General features: G+C 64.7%; 16 protein-coding genes. 7 read left to right on the top strand and 9 right to left on the bottom strand.

What is annotated here, in order from left to right; translation table 11 throughout:
* Positions 1-5: 5 nt before the first annotated feature.
* On the bottom strand, positions 6-764 hold the full coding sequence (locus tag BW41_RS16285; RefSeq protein ID WP_037535629.1) for a trypsin-like serine peptidase: 759 nt from the start codon (positions 762-764) through the stop codon (positions 6-8).
* A gap of 645 nt (positions 765-1,409) precedes the next feature.
* Between BW41_RS16285 and BW41_RS16280 the strand changes: the two genes are divergently transcribed.
* On the top strand, positions 1,410-1,805 hold the full coding sequence (locus tag BW41_RS16280) for a VOC family protein (protein ID WP_037535628.1): 396 nt from the start codon (positions 1,410-1,412) through the stop codon (positions 1,803-1,805).
* Between the two features lie 500 nt (positions 1,806-2,305).
* Here BW41_RS16280 and BW41_RS16275 read toward each other — a convergent pair whose 3' ends face one another.
* Complete coding sequence (locus BW41_RS16275) at positions 2,306-2,836, bottom strand: MucR family transcriptional regulator (protein WP_037535627.1); 531 nt, start codon at positions 2,834-2,836, stop codon at positions 2,306-2,308.
* 200 nt (positions 2,837-3,036) lie between these two features.
* Between BW41_RS16275 and BW41_RS16270 the strand changes: the two genes are divergently transcribed.
* From BW41_RS16270 to treF, 4 genes are all read left to right on the top strand, one after another.
* Positions 3,037-3,696 (top strand): RNA polymerase sigma factor, encoded by a 660-nt coding sequence (locus BW41_RS16270; protein WP_235199805.1) that lies wholly within the window; start codon positions 3,037-3,039, stop codon positions 3,694-3,696.
* On the top strand, positions 3,659-4,672 hold the full coding sequence (locus tag BW41_RS20200; RefSeq protein ID WP_051583589.1) for a FecR family protein: 1,014 nt from the start codon (positions 3,659-3,661) through the stop codon (positions 4,670-4,672). The genes BW41_RS16270 and BW41_RS20200 overlap by 38 nt, the downstream gene beginning before the upstream one ends.
* A gap of 117 nt (positions 4,673-4,789) precedes the next feature.
* On the top strand, positions 4,790-7,465 hold the full coding sequence (locus BW41_RS16260; protein ID WP_235199804.1) for a TonB-dependent receptor domain-containing protein: 2,676 nt from the start codon (positions 4,790-4,792) through the stop codon (positions 7,463-7,465).
* 65 nt (positions 7,466-7,530) lie between these two features.
* Positions 7,531-9,087, top strand: coding sequence for an alpha,alpha-trehalase TreF (gene treF / locus BW41_RS16255; RefSeq protein WP_037535626.1), 1,557 nt, complete (start codon positions 7,531-7,533; stop codon positions 9,085-9,087).
* Positions 9,088-9,376: 289 nt separating this feature from the next.
* Here treF and BW41_RS21095 read toward each other — a convergent pair whose 3' ends face one another.
* The 4 genes from BW41_RS21095 to BW41_RS16240 all read right to left on the bottom strand — a co-directional run bounded on the left by BW41_RS21095 (position 9,377) and on the right by BW41_RS16240 (position 15,414).
* The gene (locus BW41_RS21095) at positions 9,377-10,204 is read right to left on the bottom strand and encodes a hypothetical protein (protein WP_152542365.1); all 828 of its coding nucleotides are present in this window, start codon (positions 10,202-10,204) and stop codon (positions 9,377-9,379) included.
* Positions 10,205-10,255: 51 nt separating this feature from the next.
* The gene (locus tag BW41_RS16250; protein ID WP_037535624.1) at positions 10,256-11,284 is read right to left on the bottom strand and encodes a nucleoside hydrolase; all 1,029 of its coding nucleotides are present in this window, start codon (positions 11,282-11,284) and stop codon (positions 10,256-10,258) included.
* A gap of 58 nt (positions 11,285-11,342) precedes the next feature.
* Positions 11,343-13,733, bottom strand: coding sequence for a beta-galactosidase GalA (gene galA, locus BW41_RS16245; protein ID WP_235199803.1), 2,391 nt, complete (start codon positions 13,731-13,733; stop codon positions 11,343-11,345).
* Positions 13,734-13,884: 151 nt separating this feature from the next.
* Complete coding sequence (locus tag BW41_RS16240) at positions 13,885-15,414, bottom strand: alpha-L-fucosidase (RefSeq protein ID WP_037535620.1); 1,530 nt, start codon at positions 15,412-15,414, stop codon at positions 13,885-13,887.
* A gap of 521 nt (positions 15,415-15,935) precedes the next feature.
* Here BW41_RS16240 and BW41_RS16235 point away from each other — a divergent pair.
* Positions 15,936-18,821, top strand: a complete 2,886-nt coding sequence (locus tag BW41_RS16235; RefSeq protein ID WP_235199802.1) for a TonB-dependent receptor — start codon at positions 15,936-15,938, stop codon at positions 18,819-18,821.
* A 111-nt stretch (positions 18,822-18,932) separates the two neighbouring features.
* Positions 18,933-20,423 (top strand): tryptophan halogenase family protein, encoded by a 1,491-nt coding sequence (locus BW41_RS16230; protein ID WP_037535616.1) that lies wholly within the window; start codon positions 18,933-18,935, stop codon positions 20,421-20,423.
* A gap of 12 nt (positions 20,424-20,435) precedes the next feature.
* Here the strand turns inward: BW41_RS16230 and BW41_RS16225 are convergent, their stop codons facing one another.
* The 3 genes from BW41_RS16225 to BW41_RS16215 all read right to left on the bottom strand — a co-directional run bounded on the left by BW41_RS16225 (position 20,436) and on the right by BW41_RS16215 (position 24,484).
* The gene (locus BW41_RS16225; RefSeq protein WP_200870451.1) at positions 20,436-21,449 is read right to left on the bottom strand and encodes a zinc-binding alcohol dehydrogenase family protein; all 1,014 of its coding nucleotides are present in this window, start codon (positions 21,447-21,449) and stop codon (positions 20,436-20,438) included.
* A 137-nt stretch (positions 21,450-21,586) separates the two neighbouring features.
* Positions 21,587-22,351, bottom strand: coding sequence for an IclR family transcriptional regulator (locus BW41_RS16220; protein ID WP_037535614.1), 765 nt, complete (start codon positions 22,349-22,351; stop codon positions 21,587-21,589).
* Between the two features lie 75 nt (positions 22,352-22,426).
* Positions 22,427-24,484 (bottom strand): beta-galactosidase, encoded by a 2,058-nt coding sequence (locus tag BW41_RS16215; RefSeq protein ID WP_081793154.1) that lies wholly within the window; start codon positions 24,482-24,484, stop codon positions 22,427-22,429.
* Between the last annotated feature and the right edge of the window lie 231 nt (positions 24,485-24,715).

Below are 24,715 nucleotides of genomic sequence, written 5' to 3'. Positions count from 1 at the left end.
CCTGTTCATGCGTGCGACTGTGCAAGCACAGTCAGACGGTGGATCTCGGCCACCACGCCGGCCGTGAAGCGTATCCCGGCGTTCATTGTCGCCGAGCCGAGCGGCGGGTCGCTATGGATCCCGAGCGCCACTCCGCCTCCCGCGTCGAACACCGGCGCGCCGCTGTCGCCAGGCCTCGTGTTGATCCTATAGGCGAGCAGGTCGCCGCCGCCGTATGCAACCTCGCCGGACGCTTGCGTGAGCTGTGGGGTACCGTCCGGATACGGCATCGCGTAGCCGGCAAGGGTCGCTTTGGCGGGCGGTGCGGGTGGCGCGGCATTGGCGGTGAAGTGCCAATCCGCCGCCTCCTCGGTGATGAGCACCGCGAGGTCGAGCCGGTCGTGACGAGCGTTAGCCTTGATCGTCAGCGGTCGTGCGGCGGGGTTCGACTGGGCGTCTAACCCCGGCCAGAATCCGGCTTGGTCGAAGTTGGCAGGGTCGAGGTTGTGTCGCACGGTAAGAAGGACGTGCCGATCGATGAAGAAGCCGGTCCCAACCCGGATCAAGTTCCCTCTGAAGGTGAACTTCATCAGCACCACGCCCTTCCATGGCGCGGAGGAGGGTGCGTTGACCCCCTCGCGGCGTGGAGCCCCCGGGATAATGATGAAATCGTTCGGTCGTTTCGGCGGATCGGCTTCGAGCACCGGCACTGCGCCGGCATTCTCCATCGTCGGTATCGTCCAAGGTCCGCCGAATATCTCGGCCGTCTCGGCGTCGTCGCCCATCTCACCCCCCTGAGTCGGCGGTTGTACGGAACGCTTCTACTGAGGAGAGGCTATGCCAATGGGACGGAGAAGTCGAGAACGTGTTCTCACCCCTCTCCATAGACGGCACCTGGTCTCCGCCGGACGCGCATCTACATAGATGCGCTTTGAGTTCCGATGACCTTGTTTGCGTCCGCCTTTCGAGCTGTCTGAGGCGCGCAGCAGCGCTGAGCGAGGATCCTCTTCTGACAAGCTGCCGTTCGGAATGTCGCAACCGAACGTTGGAAATGCCCCACTTCTGGCCATTTCCGCCATCGCCGGTCGCGGTAGCGGGCGAATATGAACAGATGTCCAAAAATGGGCAGCGCAAGACGACGAATGAAAGAATGTCGTCTTTTGGGTCTCATCTCCCAATCAAGAGAAGCCGACCACTACACGGAAGAATGTATGGTGCGTCCAGCCTTGCGATTTCATCGTCCGACAAGGACAGGTCGAGGGCTGCGATCGCTGTTCATGATGGTCTTGCGGTCGGGGACATCGCCCATCAACGTTCCCATCACCTCAACCAACCATCATGAAAGAGCCGGACTCTATCCCTGGCTGATAACAATCAGGCGCGCACGTCAGGGCGTTGGCTCGGTATCCGGATTAGGGTATTTTCACCGTATGTCGCAGCGCCTGAACCTGACCACCCTCCTCGTTGACGAATATGACACCGCCATCGAATTCTTCGTCGGAAAGCTTGGCTTCGAGCTACGCGACGACATAGCGCTGGTAGACGGGAAACGGTGGGTGGTGGTTGCACCGCACGGCGCGGCGAGCGGACTGCTCCTGGCGCGGGCTGTCGGTGACCGGCAACGTGAAGCGATCGGCGATCAGAGTGGCGGTCGAGTGTTCCTGTTTCTCGAAACGGACGACTTTGCCCGTGACCATCTCGCTTACTCCCAGCGAGGCATCCGGTTCGTCGAGCCGCCCCGCCATCAACCGTATGGCATCGTGGCGGTCTTCGAGGACCTCTATGGCAACCGATGGGATCTAATCGAACCTGTCACCCTCACCTGACAATTCTCGATTTAGCATCGTTGTGAGAAGGCCTCGGCCGTCGTCGGCGTCGTGCGCTCCACGACCTGATAATGGGATGCTGAGCAGCAGATTGCCGTTCTTGCCGACGATATCGATGAACAGCGGGATCATCATCGCGGGCTAGCAACAGGCGTGGTCGGTCAGCAGCTGACGATCATAGTGGCAATTGCCGATGCCGGCCTCGGTCTGCCACGGCTCGGTCTGCAACGTGTCGGCCAACGTCATCTCGACATCCCGAGTGAGCGCACCCCAGGTTGGCTCTGGCGCCTCAAAAGGGGATCGGCCTTCGCCGATCCCCCATCCTGGCCATAGGTCAAGCCGGCGCTCGTTATTCCATCATATTCCGCAAGGCTTGCATGAGCGGAGCTTCGGAGGTGCTTCGAACATCTCGCGAGCGCGCATGGCAGCGCCACTCCCTCATGATCACCTGCGCTCAACGCGGCAGAAGCTCCGGAGCCCCACGAACCCGACGCAGGAGGTTAGTCCTCGTTGCCGCCGAGGTGAGCCTTGGCCGCCGCCTTGGCGCTGCTCCCCTTCGTTGCCTTGGCCTTTCCATCGCCCCTCGCGGCATTGGTCTGCTTCGGCTTACGGCCCAGCCCGATCGTCTTGGCCATCGCACTACGGCTTTCCGAGTATGCCGGAGCGACGATGGGGTAGTCAGCCTTGAGGCCGTAGCGGCTGCGGTATTCGTCAGGGGTCATGCCGTTAGTCGCGAGGTGGCGCCGCAGGGTCTTGTAGGGCTTGCCGTCGATCATCGAGATGATGTGATCGCGCGAAGCGAGCGACTTGCGGACCGTCGTCGCGGGCGTGTATTCTTGCGCCGGTTCGGCTTCACCGCCCGTGGCGCCACCCGCCGTCAACCCGTTCACCGTCTCATGCATCTTGGCCAGAAAGGCGGGAACGTCATCAGCGCTGACCCGATTATTGGAGTTGCTAAGCCATGCGACAGTCAATTCGGTTGCGAGTTCTACGGTGCTGACGCCTGGCTCGACTTGATCATGATCGGTCAACTTCTTGCTCCTTTGGTTTTTTTCATGATCTGTGGATACGACATATGCCCATGAGGGCAAGTGTCTCGTGCCCCTATTAATTAGGCTATCAACTTTCCTTGAGATGAGCGTCGATCTCCGCGGCGAGCTTGCGCGCTCATGTCCGCTATCCTCTTCTATCTCGCCTCGTCCAGTAAGGGCTGCTGCTACAAGCCTGCGTTTTGCATAATGGACGAACGGCGGAACTCAGGAGCCGAGGAGGCGAAGCCGAACGGCCGCATCCGAGTGCTGCGTATGGCAGGCTTGACCTCGTCACCGAGATCATCATCCTGCCGGCGGTGGGCGGTTACAAACAAGAAACGGATGGCGATCATCGTCTGTCGGCGCTGCGTGACCTCGTCGCCTCCTACAGCCGTCCCCTGACCCGCTACTTTCAACGGCGGGTAGTGCAGTCGCATGATGTCCCCGATCTCGTCCAGGAAGTGTTCCTGCGGCTGAGCCGCATGGCCGAGCCAGGGGGCATACGCGAGCCCGACAGTTTCATATTCGTGACTGCCGCGAACGTCCTGCGCGATCGGGCGCGGCGGAGCAGGACCAGGGTCGACAGCGATACCATGCCGCTGGACGACCTTGACCTCGAGGGTTCGGATATCTGGCCGGACCGCGTCTTGGAAGGAAAGCAGACGGCCGAGTGCATTCGGCAGGCGCTCGGCGAGCTGCCCGAAAGGACCCGTGACGTGTTCGTGTTGAGGATGCTTGAAGGGTGGAGGATGGCCGACGTCGCGCGGTCCCTCGGCATTTCTACACGTGCCGCGGAAAAGCATCAGGCACGAGCGCTTGCCCATGTCGCCGACCGGCTGGACGCCATGCGTCGTGACTGATCCCCGCTTCGACAGCGCTGCCGCCTGGGCGGGCCGGCTCGACAGCGCGGACGATGCCACAAGACAGGCGTTCGCGGAATGGCGAAGCGATCCCGCCAATGAGGCGGCTTGGCGTGCCGTTGACGACGCTCGGCGCAGCGCCGTCGCGCTGGCCGACCATCCCGACCTGCTTGGTCTGCGGCATGCGACGATCGCTCGGGCGGTGCGCAATCGGCCATATCAGCGCACGTATCGCCGCTGGGCGTTCGCCGCGGCGGCCTGCGCGGTCATCGCCGCGCCGCTGGCCTGGCTGACGGTTCCGAGCGACGGACGTCCTGGCGTGAGCGCCCCAAACCCGACCTACCGGACCGACGTCGGTCAGCGCCTGGCCGTCACATTGCCTGACGGATCGCGGCTGACCCTCAACACCGACAGCCGCGTCCGACTTGCATACGATACGGTCGCACGGCGCCTCCTGCTTGATCGGGGTCAGGCTCTGTTCGAGGTTGCCAAGCACCAGGGCCGGCCGTTCGTCGTTGTGGCCGGAGGGCAGGAGGTGACTGCGCATGGCACCGAGTTCGATGTCAGGCTCGAATCCGACGCGACACAGGTCGCCTTGATCGAGGGGAAGGTGAGCGTCGCATCGACGGCAAGGACCGGTCGACCTGCCACCGCCATGACCGTGGACGACGTGCTGGTCGCCTCGCCGACCGGCGTCTCGATCCGGCATACGCCTGGCGGGGCAGCGGCGCTGGCCAGCTGGAGCGAAGGGCGGCTGACGTTCGCGGACCAGACGCTTGCCTCCGCCGTCGCCGAGATGAACCGATACGGGTCGCAGCCCATTAGGATCACTGATCCGCGCGCGGCCGCGCTGCGGATCAGCGGGTCGTTCCGTACCGGCGAAGTTGCCCCGTTCATCGGCGCGTTGACAGCGGGTTTTCCTGTCACGATCCATGAGCGCGCAACGGGAGAGATCGAGATCGGCTATCGGCGCTGACTTTTTTTTAGCCGGTCGGTTCGGGTTTCTTGAATGCAGGCGTCTTTACCCCCTGATCGATCCCGGTGGAGGGTCGACTGACAAGGGGTGGATAGCATGAAGGCGAAGAAGGCGGCGGTGCTGCGCGGCGCGATGATGGCGACGCTGGCAATCGGAATTGCAGGCACATCGTTCGGTGCCGTGGCGCAGGCGGCGGTCGGCATCCGCATCGAGCGACAGGACCTCGGCACCGCCCTGCTCGCGCTGTCGCGCCAGAGCGGACAGCAGATCCTGTTTTCACCCGATCTGGTGCGCGGCAAGAAGGCGCGCGCGATCAGCGGCCAGATGACGATGGACGGTGCACTGGCGACGCTGCTGAAGCATTCCGGCCTGCGATACCGCATGACCGCCGGTGGTGCATACCTGATCACGGCCGAAGGCCGTTCGGCGCCCCCGGCGCAGGCGGCTGCGACGTCGTCACCCCCGGCCCAGGCCGGACAGGTGGCCTCGGCCGACGCCGCGCCCGTCGAGGGCGACCAGCCGGAAGACATCGTCGTCGTCGGTACGGCGGGTGGCGGGACACGCCGCCAGAATGCCGCTTATGCCGTGACGACGATCGATAGCGCGCTGGCCCAACGGCTCGGCACCGCCAGCACCGCGGAGGTTCTTCGGGCTGTGCCGGGGGTCAGCACGGAGTCGTCCGGTGGCAAGACCGGCGCGAACATCTTCGTGCGCGGCTATCCGTCGGGCGGTGACGCCGAATATGTTACCTTCCAGACGGAAGGCGTGCCGTTCTTCCCGCCTCCGACGCTGTCTTTCCTGGAAAACACTCAGCTGATCCGGATCGACGAGACGGTGCAACGCGTCGAGGCCGTCCGTGGCGGCACCGGCGCGTTGTTCTCGAACGGCCAGCCCGGCCTGACGATCAACGTCGTGCAGCGTGAGGGCAAGCAGACGCCGGAAGGGTTGTTCAAGCTCTCCGCGACCGACTTCGGTGAGTTTCGCGCCGACAGCTACGTGTCGGGTCCAATCGACGCCAACACGACCTACATGATCGGCGGACATTATGCCGTTTCGCGCGGTATCCGCGACGCGCAGTTCCAGGCCGAACGCGGCGGCCAGCTGACGGCAAACATCCGGCACGATTTCGGAGACGGGTCGATCCTGTTGTTCGGCCGTTACCTCGACGATCGTGGCCAGTGGCTGTTGCCGATCCCGGTCGTCCAGAATGGCGAAAAGATCAGTCAGTATGCAGGTTTCGATGCGGGGACCGGCACGCTGGTGGGGCGTGACACGCGCATCACCGTCAGGAACGACGGCAGCCGGGTCGATCTCGCCGACGGCCGCGGCGCGCGGATCGGCAACATCGGCGGCAACTTCGAGTACAATCTCGGCAGCGGCATCTCGGTGCGCGACCGCGCCAGCTGGTTGAAGGGCGATGCCGATACGACCGGGCTGGTGCCGATCGCTGCGCCGGTCAGTGCCACCGCCTATGCCGCAGCGAAGGGCGGCACGATCCGGTCTCTGAACTACGTCACCGGAGGCGGCGCGGTATCGCCGAACCAAGCTGTGGTCGAGGCGGGCGTCTGGACCGTGCAGAAGAGGCTGAACGCATTCGTCAACGACTTCGCCCTCGAATGGAAGGCGGGGCGAAACACGCTGACCGGCGGCGTCTACTACTCGCATTACACGTCGCGCGACCGCTGGAATCTCGGCAATTCGCTGCTGTTGACCGCGGAACCCAATGCCCGGCGGCTGGACATGACGCTGACCAACGGTGCGATCGTCACCCGCGACGGCTTCTCCGGCGGTTCGACCTTCAAGGTCAACGCCGACTACAAGGGCGACGACGTCGCTGGATATGCCGTCGACGAATTGCAGCTTACCGACCGGCTGCGGCTCGATGGCGGCATCCGCTATCAGCACCACTCCGTCGACGGCACGCTGGAAAATCTGGCCGGCGCGCTGCCCGCCGGCGGTTTGGATGGCAACGTCCTGACGCTCTACGATAACGGCGATGCCCGGCTGAACGGCACGTTTCGGACGATCCGCTACCGCGGCGACGCATGGTCATGGACCGGCGGTGCAAATTATGATCTGACCCGTCAGGTCGGCGTCTTCGTCCGCTACAGCCGCGGCAACAGCTTCCCGTTCTTCGACAATCTGCGTGACGGCATCGATGTCGCGCCGCGCGTCGACAGCTACGAAGGCGGCCTCAAGGTGACGACGGGCATCGCCAACCTGTATGCGACGGTGTTCCACAATCGCTTCGAGGGACTCGCGACCACGGTCATCACCAGCGGTGCGCCGATCGCGTCGATCGGTGGCGCCAAGGCGACGGGCGTCGAACTTGAAGGCCAAGTGCGGCCCTTTGCGGGGTTCTCGATCGGCGGATCGGCGACCTATCTGGACGCGAAATACCGCGACTTCTTCACCGATGGCGGTGCGACCGACTTGACCGGCAATCGTGTTCAGCGTCAGGCCAAATGGCAATGGCGGGTGACGCCGGCCTATGACGTGCGGCTCGGCGGGGAGGCAAAGGCCGGCGCGTTCGCGACGATCGGCTATGTCGGCGATCGATTCTCCGACGTCCAGAACCAGCAACTGCTACCGCACTATTACAAGCTGGACGCCGGCTTGACCCTCGATCTGAACCGCCAGGTGCAGTTCCAGGTTCTCGGCGATAACCTGACCAACGCAATTGGCCTGACCGAAGGCAATCCCAGGACGATCGGCACGCAGGGCAGCGGCGTGATCCTCGCCCGCCCGATCGTCGGGCGTTCGGTCCGCTTCGCCGCAGCCTTTCACTTTTGACGTTCCTCCCCTGCCGGCCGGCGCGGTCACGCTCGCTCCGGCCGGTCTCTTTCAACGGGACGACGATGAGCAAGATCCTCTATGCAGTGGCGGCGCTGGCGCTCGCCGCGACACCGATTCACGGCGCTGAACCCAGCCCCGCGACGCTGTACGGACCGCTGTTCGCCGCCGTGCAGACCCAGCATGTCTTCGCCGACGGCAAGACGTTCGCCGACGCCGTTCCCAAGCGCGCGGCCGCGGCGATCCTTGCCGACTACAACCGGCTCAAACCCGATGGCGCGGCGCTGCGGGCGTTCGTCCTCGCCAATTTCGTCGTGCGCGGCGAAAACGATCGGGGCGATCTGCGCGAGCACGTGCGCAATTTATGGCCGCAGCTGGTCCGGCAGCCCTTCGAGCGCCAACCGGGCAGTTCGGCGCTGTCGCTGGCCAAGCCTTACGTCGTGCCGGGCGGCCGCTTCCAGGAGATCTACTACTGGGACAGCTATTTCACGATGCTCGGGCTGAAGGCCGACGGCCAGCAGCCGCTGGTCGAGGCGATGATCGACAATTTCACCGATCTGATCGAACGCTACGGCCATATCCCCAACGGCACCCGTACCTATTATCTCGGCCGGTCACAGCCGCCCTATTATGCGCTGATGCTGGATCTGTCGGAGGTTGCCGACCCGGCGGTGCAGGCACGCCGCCTGCGTGCCCTGCGGAGCGAATATGCCTATTGGATGCGGGGCAGGGGCTGTGTCGCGACGGCGGCGGCATGTCTGCGGGTCGTCAGGATGCCCGACGGCTCCGAGCTCAACCGCTATTACGACGACAATGATACGCCGCGTGACGAGAGCTTCGCCGAGGATCTGGCAGTAGCGACCAAAGCGCAGGGGCGACCAGCGGCAGCAATCTATCGTGATCTGCGTGCGGGCGCCGAGAGCGGCTGGGACTTCTCATCCCGCTGGCTGCGCGATCCGCAGTCGCTCGGCACCATCCACACGACCGACATCGTGCCGATCGATCTCAACAGCCTGATCTGGGCGATGGAACGGCGGATCGCGCAACGGTGCGCGCAAGCCGATGATGCCGGTTGCAGCCGCGACTTCACCGGTCGCGCCGTCCGCCGCAAGACGGCCATCGATCGCTACCTCTGGCAGCAGGCGCAATCGCGCTATGCGGATTGGGACCTGTCGACCCGGCAGCCGACGGCGGTGCTGAGCGCGGCGACGCTACAACCACTATTCGTCGGTCTTGCATCCCCGACGCAGGCAGCTGGAGTAGCTGAGACAACTCAAAGCGCGCTTTTGGCAGAGGGCGGATTGCGGACCACGACTGTCCGAACCCCGCTGCAATGGGACGAACCCAACGGCTGGGCGCCGCTGCAATGGGTCGCGATCGATGGCCTTGCGCGGGCAGGACACGAGACGCTGGCGCGTGAGATAGCATCCCGCTGGATCGGCACGGTCGGGGCGGCCTATGCGGACACCGGCAAGATGCTCGAGAAGTACAACGTCGAGCGACGCACCCCCGGTGGCGGCGGCGAATATCCGGTGCAGGACGGCTTCGGATGGACCAACGGCGTCACCAGCGCGATCCTCGAACGCTGGCCCGACCTGGCCAAAGCAAACCGCCCGGCGTGATGATGAGCGGGGGCGTATGTGGAACGTCATCTATGCGACGGCTGGTCGCGGTAAGTCGAAATCGCTTTTGCGGCGAAGCTAGCAATTAGAAGCTTGCAACGGAATCAGTGACGCAAAACGACTGCAGGCTTTGAGACCAACGCCCGACATGACCTCCGAGGAAAAAGGCAACCTAGAACGACTGGTTGCGAGCCGCTAAGCAGCGGGGCAGCCTGACTGCTAACGCTCGATGGCAGCTGTCCGATTTGATGTCGACCTTCCTTCGTAGCCGCCGCGTCAAAGCCCATCGTCACCGATGAGGTGAGAAGCATTCGCTGAATGATCCGAATGGATCCGTCGTGCTGAACCTGCAGTCTGGGCGTGTCGCAACTGCTACCTTCGCTATCTCTCGGGCCAAGTCCGCTCCTGACTGCGCATCGCCGCCGCATGTTCCCCAACTTGCGCTGCCCAGACCAGGCCCGTCGGACTTGCCAAAGCGAATGGTCCAACCGTGACATATCGGTGGCGGCGCGGGGGGCTTCTCGCCTGCCTGGGGCGGATCCCACGGGACATAGGGCCTTGGCTCGAAAAGATCTGCTTGCATGCCGATCAGGCGCGACCATGTCGATGTTGGCAGGGGGGAAGACGCGATCGGACCGGCGCGACCGATCATCGTCAGTGTAACGCTGCCACCGGCTCCCCGCTCAATCTCTACACCCGAGACAGGCAGCATTCTGTATGGACTTTCAAAAAGTGCCCTGATGACCGCTCGCTTCTCTGACGCCATATCAGCGAGGGGCGTAAAGCCGGCTTCGACGAAAAGCCGTTGCTCGAAATCGCTCTGTCCCGCCTGTCCTTTCTCAAACAGCGCGCGCTGTTCTGTCGACCCCTTCGGCGGATGATTGCTTCGATGCGCTGTCCCGGGCGAAGCAAGCAGTGCTAAAATCGCAAGAAATCTCAAAGCACCGTCCTCGTTCGAATCAGCGGTCGCGTTCAAATCGACATGCCATGCATCCTGTCCTGAAAGCTTATAGGCGGCAATCTCCCCATCTCGGCGGCCCTGCGAGGCAATCGCGAGGCGATCCTCGCAAGCGGTTGCAGCAACGCGTAGCATATGCAGGAGGTTGCTGACGATCAAAGCTGTAGCCGTAAGACGCTGACGTTCGACATTGTGGAAATAGAAGTATGATCATCGATGGATCGCGAGTTTGGCGAACAAATCACCAAAGGTGAGTCTGGCGTCGATGCTGCGGTAGACGCGCATAGGGCGGGCTTCGGCTCGTCGCGTATAGCTGCCATCCTCGTTCAAGATCGGCGTAGGCCGGATGACGTAGTCGCTCGAGGAGGCGTCGGGCTCGAATGACGAGAGCAGCGCGGTCAGCGTGACCAGTGGACTATCCCCCAGGATGTACGTCTCGCCCAGCCGGTCGTCCTGGTGCCTGCGAACCTGCTCGAGCGCGTCGAGCAGAAACGCTCCCACCGCCCCGGCGGGCCGCAGCGCTGCGCGCAACTCCGCCATCGAGACGAGCATCTGGCGGTAGACGTTGCGCGGCACCTGCCAGATCTCGACCGTGCTGTCGTTGAAGAGCGTGCGCGCGGCAGCCCCGTCGATCGTCATATTGTATTCGGCGTCACGACGCCACGGCACGCCGCCGGTGAGATCGGGCCACTCCCGCCCACCGATCCAGACGAGACGGATGCGCGGACCGATCGCCGGGTCGATCCGCACCGCCTCCGCCAGTTCGGTCAGGCCCGCACCCGCCGCATAGACGAGCGGTAGCTTGGTATCGCTTCGCCATGCCTCGGCGAGGATCCGCCGGGTGATCGCGGTCGCCTGCGGTGGTGCGCCGGGCGGAGGAGCGGTGTTGCGCCCCGCCAATACCGGCGGATGATGACCGCTCCCGATCATCGCGATCAGCGTCCGCGCGCGCGCCGCCGCATTGTCGCCCTGCGTCGGGGAGCCATCGAGGAAGTCGCCGGCGTGGATGTGCGAGCCGATTACGAACGGAACTGCGACAGACGGCGAGAGGAGGTGATGCGCGAGCTGGAACAGCCCGTCGGGGTCGCCGGAGAAGTCGTTGTCGATGATGACGCGCGCCCGCGGCACCGGGGATATTGCGGCGGCGGCGAGGGCGCGCCATGGTGCCGCCGCCGCCGTCAGCGACAACAGGCCCAGGCCGGTCAGCAGATGTCGGCGATCCGGCTCCGTCACCGTCATTACAGCTCCCTCGTCGCCATCCGGTGATCGACGGCGGTGCCGCCGCCGATCGTCGCCGTCATAGCTGGGGGCGCAGTCTAGCGGGTACGGTGCGGACGCCAAGCCGGGCGGGGAGGATGGCGCCGGGTGTCGAAGCTTCGACGACGATGCTGCCGCGAGCGCCGTTCGACTGGACGATCGCCTGGGCCAGCCCGTTGAACAGCGCCTGATCGCTTTGCTTGCCGCTATTGTGCGAATTCGGATCGCCGTTGCCGGTCCCGAGCAGCGTGCCCGCGCCGCTCACCCGAAAGTGGATCACGTCCTGCGCGATGTCGATATGCCGCCCGCGATGGTCGAGGCATTCGGCGGTGATGACCGTGACGTCCTCGCCATCGGCGCTGATGCTGCTCCGGTCGCACGTCAAGCGAAGGGAGCGCGCGGGTCCGGTCGTGACGCGTCGCTCGACCATGATGGTCTTGCCGCCCCGCCGCCCCCGCGCCTCGATCACGCCGGGTTCGTAAGCCACGCTCCAGGCGACGTGCCCGAGATGCGGCACGCGCTTGATGCCCAGGCTCGTTCCATTCAGCACCAGCTCGATCTCATCGAGGTTGGAATAGACCCAGACCGGCATCTGCTCACCCTCCCTGCCCGGCCAGGTCCAGTGCGGGAACAGATGCAGCGCAGGCGACGCGTTCCACCACGCCCGATAATAGTGGAAATAGTCCTTGGGGAAGCCGCACAGGTCGACCACGCCGAAGTTAGAACTGACCGAGGGCCAACCGAATGGCGAGGGTTCGCCGCGGTAATCGAACCCGGTCCAGGCGAAGCCGCCCGCCGCCCAATCCCGCCCGGCGTAGAATTGCCACCAATGTTCCGGGGATTTGTCCCAGGGTTCCTTGCCGTCGAAATTGCTGACGACGTTCCGGTTCTTGTCGAACGCATATTCGCCGCGGGTGGCCACGTCGCTGGCATCCTCGGTGGCGATCACCGGCCTGCCCGGATGGCGGGCGTGGAAGGCGTCCGGGAATTCGCGATGATAGTTGAAGCCGATGACGTCGACGGCGGCGGATGGCCCCGTCTCGTTGTCCGCATTGACCGCCGCGGTCACCATGCGGGTCGGATCGAGCGCATGACAGCTGGTGACCATCGTCTGCGCGATCTGCGCCCCGAGCACCGCCGACTTGCCCTGCAGCGTGTTCTCCTCGTTGCCGATCGACCACAGGATCACCGACGGCGCGTTGCGGTAGCGGCGCACCATGGTCTCGAGCTGGGCAAGCCCCTCCTGCGACGCGCTCATCCACCGGGCCTCGGGCACCAGCATCAGTCCCATTCGATCACACGCCTCGACCAGTTCGGGGGTCGGCATGTTGTGCGCCGAGCGGATCGCATTGCACCCCATCCTCTGCATAACCTCGAGCCGGAAGGCCTGCAATCGGTCGGGCAAAGCGACGCCGACGCCGGCATGATCCTGATGGTTGCACATCCCCTGGATCTTGAGCGGGCGGTCGTTGAGGAAGAACCCCTTGTCGGCCGTGAAGCGCGTCGTGCGCACGCCGAACGTCACGACCTCGTCGTCGAGGATGGCGGTGTCGTCCTCCACCCTGACCGTCGCCGTGTACAAGGCAGGGTGGCCGGGCGCCCACAACTCCGGGTTGCGGATCACCGTAGCGGCCTGGAACGCGCACTGCGCACCCGGCGCGACACTTCGAACGGGCGTCGAGGCCGTCGCCACCGTCGTGCCCGACCCGTCGCGGACGATCCAGCGCAACCGCGCCGCCACCGGCTGCTGGCTGTGGTTTTCGACGCTGGCCGACAGCGCCAGCTCTGCCGCGTCGTGGGACAGCGTCGTGCGGACGACACTGTCCCAGCGGGTCAGGTGTACCGCGTCGGTCTTCAGCAGCCAGACGTGGCGGTAGATGCCGGCCCCTTCGTAGAACCAGCCGTCGCCGTAGCTGGCATCGACCCGCACCGCGATCGCATTGCTCGCCCCATATCGGAGGAAGTCGGTCAGATCGAAGCGGAACGACGTGTAACCGTCCCCATGCCGCCCGATGAAGCAGCCGTTGACGAAGACGATCGCATCCCGGAACGCGCCGTCGAACTCGATCCAGATCCGCCGGCCCCGGTCGTGCGCCGGTATCTCGAACTCGCGACGATACCAGCCGACGCTCGTCTCGGGATAGCGTCGTCCGAGCGGCTTGAAGCCGTGCGAGCGAAGCTGGTTATCGCCGCTGCCCTGCTCGTCGCGGACGAAGGGCAGTTCGACGGCCCAGTCGTGCGGCAGATCGAGCGACCGCCAGCCCTTCACGTCGAAGCCGACCTGAGCGAAGTCGAAGTCGCCCGTCTTCGAGAAGCCGGCCTGCCCGAAGCCGAAGCCGAAGTCGCGGGCGGGATCGGAGCCATGCCCAAGCGCGAACTGCCAGCCCCTGTCGAACAGCAGTTGCTCCCGCTTGCTCCGACCCGGGACCAACGGAGCCTCGCTTTGGGGTACCGCTGCGGCGGACGCCGGCGCACCCGGGACGACCGTCGCCCCGGCGACGAATGCGCACGTCGTCATGACGCGGCGGCGCGTCAGGGCATGCAGGTGCAGGATTGTGGCGGCGCGCGGGGCCGGTGCGCGATCAGGCAAGGGTCATCGCCACGACGCTGGCATGACGCGACGGCAGCGCGGCAGGCATGTCGATCACCAGCCCTTGCGGCGTCTGGCTATGGCGAACCGCCCCCCGATGCCCCAACAGGCGGACCTGGCGGACGCGCGGCGTCGCCACGCCAGGCCGATCGCCCAGCGACGCGATGACGATGCGCCCCTTGGGCTCGGTCAGCGTGATCGCGTACAGCGTCTTGCCGCGAGTGGTGAACCGGATGTCGCCGTCCACGTAGTCCGCCTTTTCGGAGAAGGCGCCCTCACTCCCCTGCGTCGGTCCCTCGCCGAACTGCGACCAGGGACGCGTACCGTGGATCGCCTCGCCATTGACCTTCATCCATGCGGCAAGGTCATCGAGCAGCTGTTCGGACTGCGGCGGAAGGCTGCCGTCGCCGAGCAGCACGACGTTGAGCAGCAGGTTGCCGTTCTTGCTGACCACATCGGCAAGCGTCGAGATCACCTGTGCCGCCGACTTGTAGGTGTCGTCCTGCTTGTAGAACCAGTCGCCGTTCGACGTGTCGGTCTGCCACGGCTTGGGATTGATGCCGGTCAGCGCGCCGCGTTCGACGTCCTGCGTCGACCACGCGTCGCTGAACTCCCCCGAGCCGAGATTCTTGCAGGTGTAGACGACGTCGACGGCGCCGCGCTTCGTCCCGGTGTTGTAGAAGTGCGCCAGCATCTGCCGGCCGGTGTCGCCAAAGGGCAGTCCGCCATCGGAATAGATGAGGTCGGGCTTATAGCTGTCGATCAGATCGCGGATCCGCTCGAGCCATTCCGCCTGATAGGCCTTGTTCGTGGTGTACCAGGACGCCGGGGTGTTGACGAACGGTTCGTCGCGGTTGTCATGGTAGAGATCGGCGTAGCGCGGATCGGCGCCGTCGTAGCTTACGCCCAACTTGGGCCAGAACTGGTCGTAGAGATGGTTGGGATGCCACCAGGTGTAGCTCGCCCCGAGATGCTCCGACACGCCGAAGCGCAGTCCTCGCCGCTTCGCCGCCGCCTGCAACTCGCCGACGATGTCGCGCTTCGGCCCCATCAGCGTCGAATTCCAGCGGTGATGACGCGATCGCCACAGGTCGAAATTGTCATGATGGACGCCCATCGACACGATGTAGCGTGCTCCGGCGGCGCGGTAGCGCTCCACCAGCGCCTCGGGATCGAACTTCTCCGCCGTCCACAAGGGGAGGATGTCCTTGTAGCCCTTCTCCGAGGGGTGGCCGTAGGTCTTGACGTGATGATCGTAGTGCGGGTGTCCGGGCGTATACATGAAGCGCGCGTACCAGTCGCCCTGGCCGGGCACGGCCTGCGGACCCCAATGCGCCCAGATGCCGAACTTCGCATCGCGGAACCATGCCGGGGTGTCATAGTCGCTCAACGACGTGGTCGTGGGGTCAAAGGGCCCCGGTGCGATCCGCGGCATGATCCGCTCGGCCGCGCGAACCGGCCCCGCCGTCGCCACCGTCGCGCTCACCGCGCCGCCGAGCAACTCGCGCTTGCTGATCTTCATCCTCGTGATCCTCCCTTGCCTCTTTGAAAGCTTTTGTCCGATTTGAATTGCGCGGATGCTTGGCTCACGCTGCCGTGGTTTCATCGAGCAGCGGACCGATCCGGCGATTTGCCGGTGCCGCCGTCCGCTTCATCAAGACGGGATCCCACCTCTTTTTCAGATCGACGTTCGTCCGTGTTTGACAGCGCTGTGGCCAGGCCAGCCTGCGCAGGCTCAATCCGGTCACCCCGCTCGACGCGAGACGCGGACTATTCCCGGCATTCGCGCGATCCCTCCCATCGTTATCCCTGCGAGAGCGCATTTTCATATTTGTCTTTCTTGTCGGCTGCAAGGCCTGCCTGCCGCTCGATGCGCATGCACGCCCATGGCATTCGTCGGACATTATATAAGAAAATCAGTTTTCACATGTGAGGATACGTGATACGCCTCTTTGTAACGATCCGTGTCTTGCGGGCATAAAGGAGAGGGCAATGAGGGGTAACGACCGCGTCTCGATGGTAAGTTCGGCGCTCGCCATCGCGGTGGCGCTGACCGCGGCGACAGCCGAGGCGCAGGCGACGCAGGATGCGGCGCCGGCGGCGCCGGCAACGCAACCGGCGGATGCGGCGGCTCCCCAGGACGCCACGGCCGGCGACATCGTCGTCTCCGGTCTGCGGCAGAGCCTCGCGAGCGCCCAGGCCGTGAAGCGCAACGCGGAGCAGATCGTCGATTCGATCACGGCGCAGGACATCGGCCGCTTCCCCGATGCCAATGTCGCCGAATCGCTCCAGCGCATTTCGGGCATCCAGATCCAGCGCAACCTCGGCGAAGGCAGCGTGGTCGCGATCCGGGGGCTGAGCGACGTCCGCACGGAATTGAACGGCCACGACATCTTCACCGCCAATGGCGGCGTCGGCCTGGCGTTCGACGAAATCGGCCCCGACCTCCTCTCCCGCCTCGACGTCTACAAGAATCCGTCGGCGGAGATGATCGAAGGGTCGCTCGGCGGCACGATCGACCTGCGCACCCGCAAGCCGTTCGACACGTCCGGGCAGGTGCTTTCGGCAACCGTGTCAGGAACACGATACGATCTTGCCAAGAAGAACGGGTGGGGCGTGTCCGGCCTGTACAGCAACCGATGGGAGACGGGGATCGGCGAAATCGGTCTTCTCGTCAACGCGTCCGCACAGCGTTCGTATTTTCGACAGGATCTCGATCAGGTCGAACCCTACTACTGGCACGGTCCGAACAATCCCGCGCCGGACGGATCGTCCACACGCCCCGGCCTCGTGCCGGGCTTCGAAACGCAGGACGTGCAGGTCCAGAAGGGCGGCGGCTTCAACGTCGCGCAAGGTGACCGCCGCCGCGCGAGCGAATCGGTCGTGCTGCAGTGGCGTCCGGCGCGCAACGTCGAGGCCTATGCGCAGGTCCTGAACACCAACTACAAGTTCCGCGATACCGGCGTCGCGTACTTCTCGTCCGACGAGAATGCGGTCCCGACCGGAACCTTCACCGTCGACAACGGCGTCGCCACCTCAGGCTCGCTGCGCGGTCCGGGCGGATTGTCTGTGACCTATGGCTCCAATCGCAAGACGCGGACCACGGATTTCACCACCGGGGTCAAGTGGGATGTCAGCGATCGTCTGCACCTGGTCCTCGACTACCAGCATATCGACGCCAAGGTGGATCAGGATTCGCTCAATCTCTACCTCACGCCGTTTACCGCCAACAACGGCGTAGCGGGGGTGTTCACCGGCGACTACAACTACACCTTCGACAACCGCGGATCGTTTCCGACTCAATATGCCACAGACCCCGTCACGGGTCAGCGTTCCGACTTCTTTGCCAACCCGGCCAACTACGGGTTCACGGCGGTGCAGCCGGATCGCGTCCGAAACACGGCCATCGGCAACAGCCCGCGGGCCGACCTGACGTGGGACTTCGACGACGGCAGCTTCCTCAAATCGATCAGTGCCGGCGTGCGGTACAGCGGCAAACGCGCCGTCAATCGCGATACGAACGTGAACAACTGGACCACGATCGGCGGGACTTGCGCTAATTACTCTACCGCAGCGAACTGCTATACGGCAGCTGGGCATCCCGAATACGTCGAGAACAATCCCGGGCAGGCGACGCTGCTGCGCGGCGCCGGAGCCAACAGCGTGTTCGGACCAATTCTGCAGTGGAACCTCTACGACGCGCTTCATCCCGAAAGCGCCTTTGCTCACATCGGCCAGATCAGCGGGCAGACGATCGCCTTCGGCGATCTCGACAACCCCGCCCAGTCGACGACGAGCCGCGTGTCGGAAGACGATTATTCGGGCTATCTCCGCGCCGCGTTCAAGACCGACATCGGCACGATGGGGTTCGACGGCAACGTGGGATTGCGCTACGTCCGCACGAGCCAGAGCGGCCAGGGCTTCCAGGTGCTAAGCTATCGCACCACAGGCGGCACGACGCCGACGTCCACCTCGATCGTGGAGCCGTTCAACGGGTCGCGCGATTACGATGCCTGGTTGCCGAGCGTGAACCTGCGGCTCAAGGTGACCCCGGCGCTGCAAGCTCGTTTCGCCTTCTCCAAGAACATCTTCCGTCCCACCTTCACGCAGCTGAACCCCAGTTTCAGCCTGTCGCCGAACTACACCGGTACGGGGGCGACCCCGACGACGGTCAACGGCGGTGCCTATGATGCGGTCTCCAATCCCTATGCCGGCAACGGCAGCGTATCGGGCAACCCGAACCTGAAGCCGGAGCGAGTGACGTCCTACGATGGCGCGCTCGAATGGTACTTCTCGCAGACCGGCTACGTCTTCTTCACCGGCTTCCAGAAAAATCTTCGCGACCTGATCGACGTCCGCCCCTTTGCGCGGACCGAGACGATCCCCAACGTCGGCGTGGTCCAATTCAACGTCGGCGCCGTCACCAACGTCCCGCGCGGCCGAGTGCGCGGCTTCGAGATCGGCGGGCAGAAGTTCTTCGACTTCCTGCCGGGGGCATTGTCGGGGCTCGGCGTCCAGGCGAACTACACCTTCGCGGACAGCAACGCTGGAACGGTCGCGGTCGGCTCGATCGGATCCACCACGCAGACCAGCGTGCCGCTGATCAATCTGTCCCGCAACAGCTACAATATCATCGGCCTCTACTCGAAATACGGCATCGATGCCCGGCTCGCCTACAATTGGCGAAGCAAGTATCTCGACTCGGTATCCGAGACGGGTGCTCAGACGCTGCCGATCTATTTCAAATCTTACGGGACGCTCGATGCCTCGATCAGCTACGATCTCAACAAGGCGATCTCTGTCACCCTCGATGGCCAGAATCTGACGGACTCGGTCAACTACAGCTATCAGGGCCAGACCCAGTATCTGAGAAACTATCAGATCAACGACCGCCGTGTCTCGCTGCGATTGCGCTTCCTGCTGCGGTGATCCCTCCACAAGCTCCCCCTCTGGGCGGCCGCGTGCGTCTTGCACGAGGCCGCCCTTTTTTGAACGGGTCAGCTATGGAGTTGCGACGCAGATCGGGTGCGGGGGGAATGCATGAACGACAGGACTGTGCGGCGCGTCGTCATCGTCGGAGGGGGTACCGCGGGGTGGATGGCGGCAGCCGTGCTATGCCGAAGCTTTCCGCGCGAGCGGCTCGCCGTCACGGTGGTGCAATCGTCGGAGATCGGAACCGTCGGCGTCGGCGAGGCGACGATACCGCCGATCCTGCAACTGAACGCGCAGCTTGGCCTCGACGAGGACGCACTGATCCGCGCGACGCAGGGCACCTACAAGCTCGGCATCGAGTTTCGCGACTGGGGCCAGCTTGGCGATCGCTATTTTCACCCCTTCGGCAGTTTCGGTGCCGATCTGGCAGGCGTTCCGTTTCACCAGCACTGGTTGCGCCTGCGCGAGGGGCGGCTGACGGACTATTCGCTTCCGGCCCGGGCGGCCTATGCGAGCCGCTTCACCCGCCCCAGCGACGACCCACGCAGCGTTCTGTCGAAGATGTCCTATGCGTTGCACTTCGACGCTGCGCTCTACGCCGATCTGTTGCGCACGCTCGCCTTGGCGGAAGGCTGCCAGCGGAGCGAGGGGCGGATCGTCGACGTGCGGCTCGCCGCGGAGGACGGCTTCGTCAAGCATCTCGTGCTCGACGACGCTCGCGTCATCGAGGGTGATCTGTTCATCGATTGCAGCGGTTTTCGAGGCCTCTTGATCGAGGAGGCGCTGGCCACCGGGTATCTCGACTGGTCGCATTGGCTGCCGATGGATCGCGCGCTGGCCGTGCCGTCGGAGGCGGTCGCGCCGCCCGCGCCGTTCACACGGGCGACCGCGGGGGCAGGCGGATGGCGCTGGCGCATTCCGCTTCAGCACCGCGTGGGGAACGGCCACGTCTACTGCAGCGCGTTCGTCGACGACGATAGCGCGGCGCGGGCGCTGCTGGATGGGCTCGACAGCCCCGCACTTGGCGACCCGCGCCCGCTGCGCTTCACCACGGGCAGGCGGCGGCTAAGCTGGCACCGCAACGTCGTAGCTCTGGGTCTTGCCTCGGGCTTCATCGAACCTCTGGAATCGACCAGCATCCATCTGATTCAGCGCGGCATCGCCACGTTGATGTCGCTGTTCCCCGCCAACGGCTTCGTTCCTGCAGAAGTCGATCTCTACAACGACCTGATGCGACGTGAGACGGAGGCGGTGCGCGACTTCGTCATCCTCCACTACAAGCAGACGCGGCGCGACGACACTCCGTTCTGGCGCACGATGCGGGGAATGGCCGTGCCGGACAGCCTCGCGCAACGCATGGAGATCTTCGCGAACCTCGGCCGCGTGATCCTGGAACCAGGGGAGCTTTTTCGCGAAGCGAGCTGGGTGGCGGTGATGCTGGGGCAGGGGCTGCAGCCGCACGATCACGATCCCGCCGCAGACCTGCTGCCTGCGGAGGAGACCCGGGCATCGCTGCGCCGCATGCGCGACCTGATGCATCGGGGGGTCCAGGCGATGCCGACGCACGAAGCCTTTCTGTCAGGCGCGCGCGCCGCCTGAACCAACGAGCCTTTAGAAGGTGACGATCGCCTTCAGAACCTCATCGGCCTCGGCGACCAGCTGCGGCAGCCGTTCGGGAACCTCTGCGGCCAGCAGCGCGTGCGTCTTCAACCGATCGGCCGGCAGATCGCCCGCGCGCATGGCGGTGACGACGCGTTCGAAGTCCATGCTCAGTGCATTCCGGCTTGCAAGCAGCGTCGTCTCGCGCTTGTGAAATTCGGGATCAGCGAACACTAGGTCGTCCTTGACGACGCTGACGAGGACGTACGTGCCGCCATGCGCGACGTAGGCGAGCCCGTCGCGCATGGCCTCGATGCTGCCGGTGGCATCGAACACAGAGTCGAAGAAGTCGCCGCCGGTCAGATCGCGCAATCGTCCATCGGCGACCTCGTCGGCGACGATCACTCGATCGAAGCCGAAGGCCTCGCGGGCATATCGGAGCCGGGCAGGGCGGGTATCGGCCAGCACCACCTCGGCGCCGTCGAGCCGGGCAAACAGCGCGACGGCGATGCCGATCGGCCCGGCGCCGCGTACCAGCACCCGGTCGCCTCGGCGCAACGCGCCGCGCGCGACGGCATGCGCGCCGACGGCGAGGAACTCGATCATCGCCGCTTCGTCGAGGGTAAGGCCCGAAGCGTCGATCAGCGCCGTCTCCGGAACGACGAGCCACTCGGACATGCCCCCGTCCGTATGCACGCCAAGCACGGCGACGTTGGCACAGCAGTTGGGCTTGCCGCGCCGACACGCCACGCAGTTGCCGCAGGCGAGATAGGGATTCACCGTCACGATCTGTCCCCGGCGGAAGCCTGATCCCTCCCGCACCTGCTCGATCTCGCCGGCGAGCTCATGCCCCATGACGCGCGGATAGCTGAGGAAGGGCTGACGACCGGCATAGATGTGATAGTCGGTGCCGCACAGTCCGACCCGCCGTATCCGCACGAGCGCCTCGCCCGCGCCGGCAGTCGGCATCGCCCGCGTCACGCAGGAGAGGACGTGCGGCTCGTCGCACACAACGGTCAGCACCATGGTCTCCTAGATCCGATCACTTTCCACATCTGAAAGAAAGTTCTCTTGGATGCAAGAGGTGGTGGGTCGTCATCCGCCTCCGCGATGCGGTTCCCAGTTCCTGCGTCGTTGCCATGCAGGCGACGCATGGGGCACGTTCAGGACGGACGATGGCCGAGCGTCGCGGAGATTGCCGTGGCCGCCTCGTTCAGCAGCCCGCGCGTCTTGGCGAGCTCGATCGCCTGCGATCCGCCGATCTGACCTAGAAACGGAATGGTGAGCGCCGCCGCCACGAAGCCGTCGCGGCCGAACACCGGGAAGCTGATGTCGGTCACGCCGCCCGTGATCGCGCTCTTGCGCTGTTCGTATCCGCGCTTGCGCACCGCCGCCAGACGCGCGGCATCCGGCGCATAGGCGGCGTGGCCGATCGCATTCAACAGGTGCGCGCGCTCATCGTCTGAGACGAAGGCGAGCAGCACCTGTCCGGAGCAGCTCGTCGTCAGATTGACCTCCGCGCCGAGCCTCAGCGAAAATCCTCGCGTGCCGGGATTCTGCTCGCGATGGATGACGAGACCCTTTGCGCCATTCACCACAACAAGGTGGCACGACTGAGCGGCCTCGCTCGCCAGCTGCCGCATGAACGGGATCGCGGCCGTCACGACGTCCTGTGCCGGGGTGGCGTGAAACGCCAGATCCAGCAGCTTGTAGGACACGGAATAGCGATCGTCGGCACTTGACCGCTGCAGATAGCCCATCTTCTCCAGCACTACGACGATACGGAACAGCTCGCCGACCGACCGGTCGAGCAGCACCGCCATCTCGCTCACCAGCGCGCCGCCGGGCCGGCGACGCAGCATCTCCAATATCTCGAACGCCTTCTCGACAGCAGGCGCGGCGTAGGACGCCTTCGAACCGTCGCGCATGCGCCCTCCCGAAGCTTCGCGAGGCGAGCATTGCGACGCCCCTTCCACCGTGTCAAACCCCGGCGTCGCCCGTCATCATCGCATCAGGGCGACGCCATAGGGCTCCAGTTCGACGGTGCCTGCTGCGCTACGCCCGGTGAGCTCGTCGATCCGGCTCCCGCGGATCGCGATCTTCGCAGGCGTCGCCCTGGTGTTCACGTAGAGCGTCCGGCCATCCACGATCCGCGCCGATACGCCATCGGGGGTCGACGGTCCGGGCGTGATCCCGATTGACGCGTAGAGCGAGCGGATCAACGGCTGGATGAATTCCGGCTGCGCGGCGGTGGCCAGGTAGATGGCGCGTCCCTTGCCGTACCGGTTGACGGTGATCGCCGGCGACCGTTCGCCCGTGTTGGTGAACCGGGCCAGCACCTGTGCGGTCGACGGCTCGAGCACCTCGTAGTAGGGATCGCTGCCGGTCATCGTCTGGGTCCCGAACTGCACCGTCAACGGCTGCTCGGCACGATAGAACGCGTTGGTGCGCAGGCCGAACACGTCGGTCAGCCCGCCGGGCAGGGGCGTGTCGAACCACTTGCCCGTGACGTCGACCTTCGCCGAATAGCCGGTCATCACGACCGTGCCGCCGTCCCTGATGTACGCCCGGATCGCATCGGAGGTCGGCCGATCGACCAGATAGGCGGTCGGCATCACGATCAGCTTATAACGGTCGAGGCGATCATGGCCGACGTCGATCGTCGCCGCATCGATGTTGTCGCGGAAGAACGGGAAGTAGGCGTTGCCGACCTGCTTGCGATAATCGGCCTTGTAGTACTCCTGCATGGTGTTGGGACCGGGCGGCGGGTTGACCAGCCAGCTGGTCTGATAGGAATAGGCGACCGCCACGTCGGGCTGGCCCGTTCGGGGAAAGCCCAGCGTCTTCAGCTTCTTCATCTCAGAAGCGATGCGCGCGAACTCGCCCACCTTCCACGACGGCCGGTCATCATGATCGATCAGCCCGAACAGCGCCTGCTCCTCGCCGCCGAGGTGCGAATTGAACGTCCAGGCGAGGAACGCCTGGGAATAGTAGAGGAGGCCGAAATAGGCCCACATGCGCGAACGGCCCGGCGTGCCGTAATAGCCGCCCCCGCCCGCAGTGAATTCGTTGAACCAGACGGGGGTGGTATGACCGGCGCGGTTGAACATCACGTCGACTGCCGCATCGGCCGGGTCGCCGGGATAGAAGCCGAGCGCGCCATAGGTCGAGATCTGGTCCCATGAACGCAGGAAGTCGAACCCCTTCTGGCCCGCATAAGGCCAGAGATTGGACAGGACCGGCAGGTCAGGCGCGCGTTGCTTGCGCACGGCCTCCAGATCCTTAAGCGCACCCAAGGTGTCGTCCGACCAGTAGCGGCGCAGATCGAGGTAGCGCTCGTTCGGACCCGGTCCCCGCTCGTAGGGCAGATCGACCTCGCTCCAGTCGTTGATGCGCCGCGACCAGCGTTGCGTCGCCCACGCCTTGTTCAACGCCTCGATCGTGCCGTAGCGCTGTTGCAGCCAGGCGACGAACCGGTCGCGATCCGCGGCGGAATAGGACATGCGACCGTTGCCGATCTCGTTGTCGTATCCGATCGCGATCACGGCGGGATGCCTAGCGTAGCGTTGCAGCATCCGGTCGGCGAGGCGTTTCGCCAGGCGCCGGTAATCAGGATCGCTGATGTTGTCCCAGTATCGGGTGGCGGCGTTCAATCGAGTGCCGTTCTGGTCGACGAGATCCACACCTGGATAGTGCTTGTGCAGCCAGGTCGGTGCAGGCTCGCCGGGGATGTCGAGCACGACGCGGATGCCCGCCGCCTGCATCTGATCGAGGATCGCGTCGAACCACTCGAAGGTGAACTGGCCTTCCTGTGGCTCGAACGCGTCCCACGACAGATCGCCCATGCGGACCACGTTGAAGCCGGCCTGCTTCATGACAGCGATGTCCTGCCGTATCTGCGCCGTAGATCGATCGACAGGCTGGTAGTTGGTGCCCACGAACAGATCGCCCTTGCCCGGCCATCGCGGATGCCCCTGCGCAGTCTGCGCCCGCGACGACGTCGCCATCAATCCTGCCGCCCCGAGGCACATCGCAACCGATAGCGCCGCCGTCGTCAGCATACGACCCTTCAACATCAAGCAATCCCCTCATCGGCGCCGTCCCGGGCGCTGCCACGGCAGGCATTCGCCGACCGTCTTCAGCAACTTGTGCACCTATGCAAACATGTTATCATCAGCGCAAGGGCATCCGTTGGCCGCTCGTCATTCGGGGTCGCACTCGAACCGTCGGCGCTGCGTCGTAGCCCCCTGCAGGTGACGAGCCTCGCGTGAAGGCCGGAGAGGAATCTTATG

This window comes from Sphingomonas sp. RIT328 (assembly GCF_000632225.1).
GTDB lineage: Bacteria > Pseudomonadota > Alphaproteobacteria > Sphingomonadales > Sphingomonadaceae > Sphingomonas > Sphingomonas kyungheensis.
This window is presented reverse-complemented; position numbering and strand designations above follow the sequence as displayed.

What these genes read in the sequence shown, in the direction of transcription:
- BW41_RS16285 (WP_037535629.1), bottom strand. Translation starts at nt 764, where the DNA reads ATGGGCGACGACGCCGAGACGGCCGAGATATTCGGCGGACCTTGGACG.
- treF (WP_037535626.1), top strand. Translation starts at nt 7,531, where the DNA reads ATGAGCAAGATCCTCTATGCAGTGGCGGCGCTGGCGCTCGCCGCGACA.
- BW41_RS16250 (WP_037535624.1), bottom strand. Translation starts at nt 11,284, where the DNA reads ATGACGGTGACGGAGCCGGATCGCCGACATCTGCTGACCGGCCTGGGC.
- BW41_RS16230 (WP_037535616.1), top strand. Translation starts at nt 18,933, where the DNA reads ATGAACGACAGGACTGTGCGGCGCGTCGTCATCGTCGGAGGGGGTACC.
- BW41_RS16220 (WP_037535614.1), bottom strand. Translation starts at nt 22,351, where the DNA reads ATGCGCGACGGTTCGAAGGCGTCCTACGCCGCGCCTGCTGTCGAGAAG.
- BW41_RS20200 (WP_051583589.1), top strand. Translation starts at nt 3,659, where the DNA reads ATGTCGCCGACCGGCTGGACGCCATGCGTCGTGACTGATCCCCGCTTC.
- BW41_RS16225 (WP_200870451.1), bottom strand. Translation starts at nt 21,449, where the DNA reads ATGGTGCTGACCGTTGTGTGCGACGAGCCGCACGTCCTCTCCTGCGTG.
- BW41_RS16240 (WP_037535620.1), bottom strand. Translation starts at nt 15,414, where the DNA reads ATGAAGATCAGCAAGCGCGAGTTGCTCGGCGGCGCGGTGAGCGCGACG.
- BW41_RS16215 (WP_081793154.1), bottom strand. Translation starts at nt 24,484, where the DNA reads ATGCTGACGACGGCGGCGCTATCGGTTGCGATGTGCCTCGGGGCGGCA.
- BW41_RS16280 (WP_037535628.1), top strand. Translation starts at nt 1,410, where the DNA reads ATGTCGCAGCGCCTGAACCTGACCACCCTCCTCGTTGACGAATATGAC.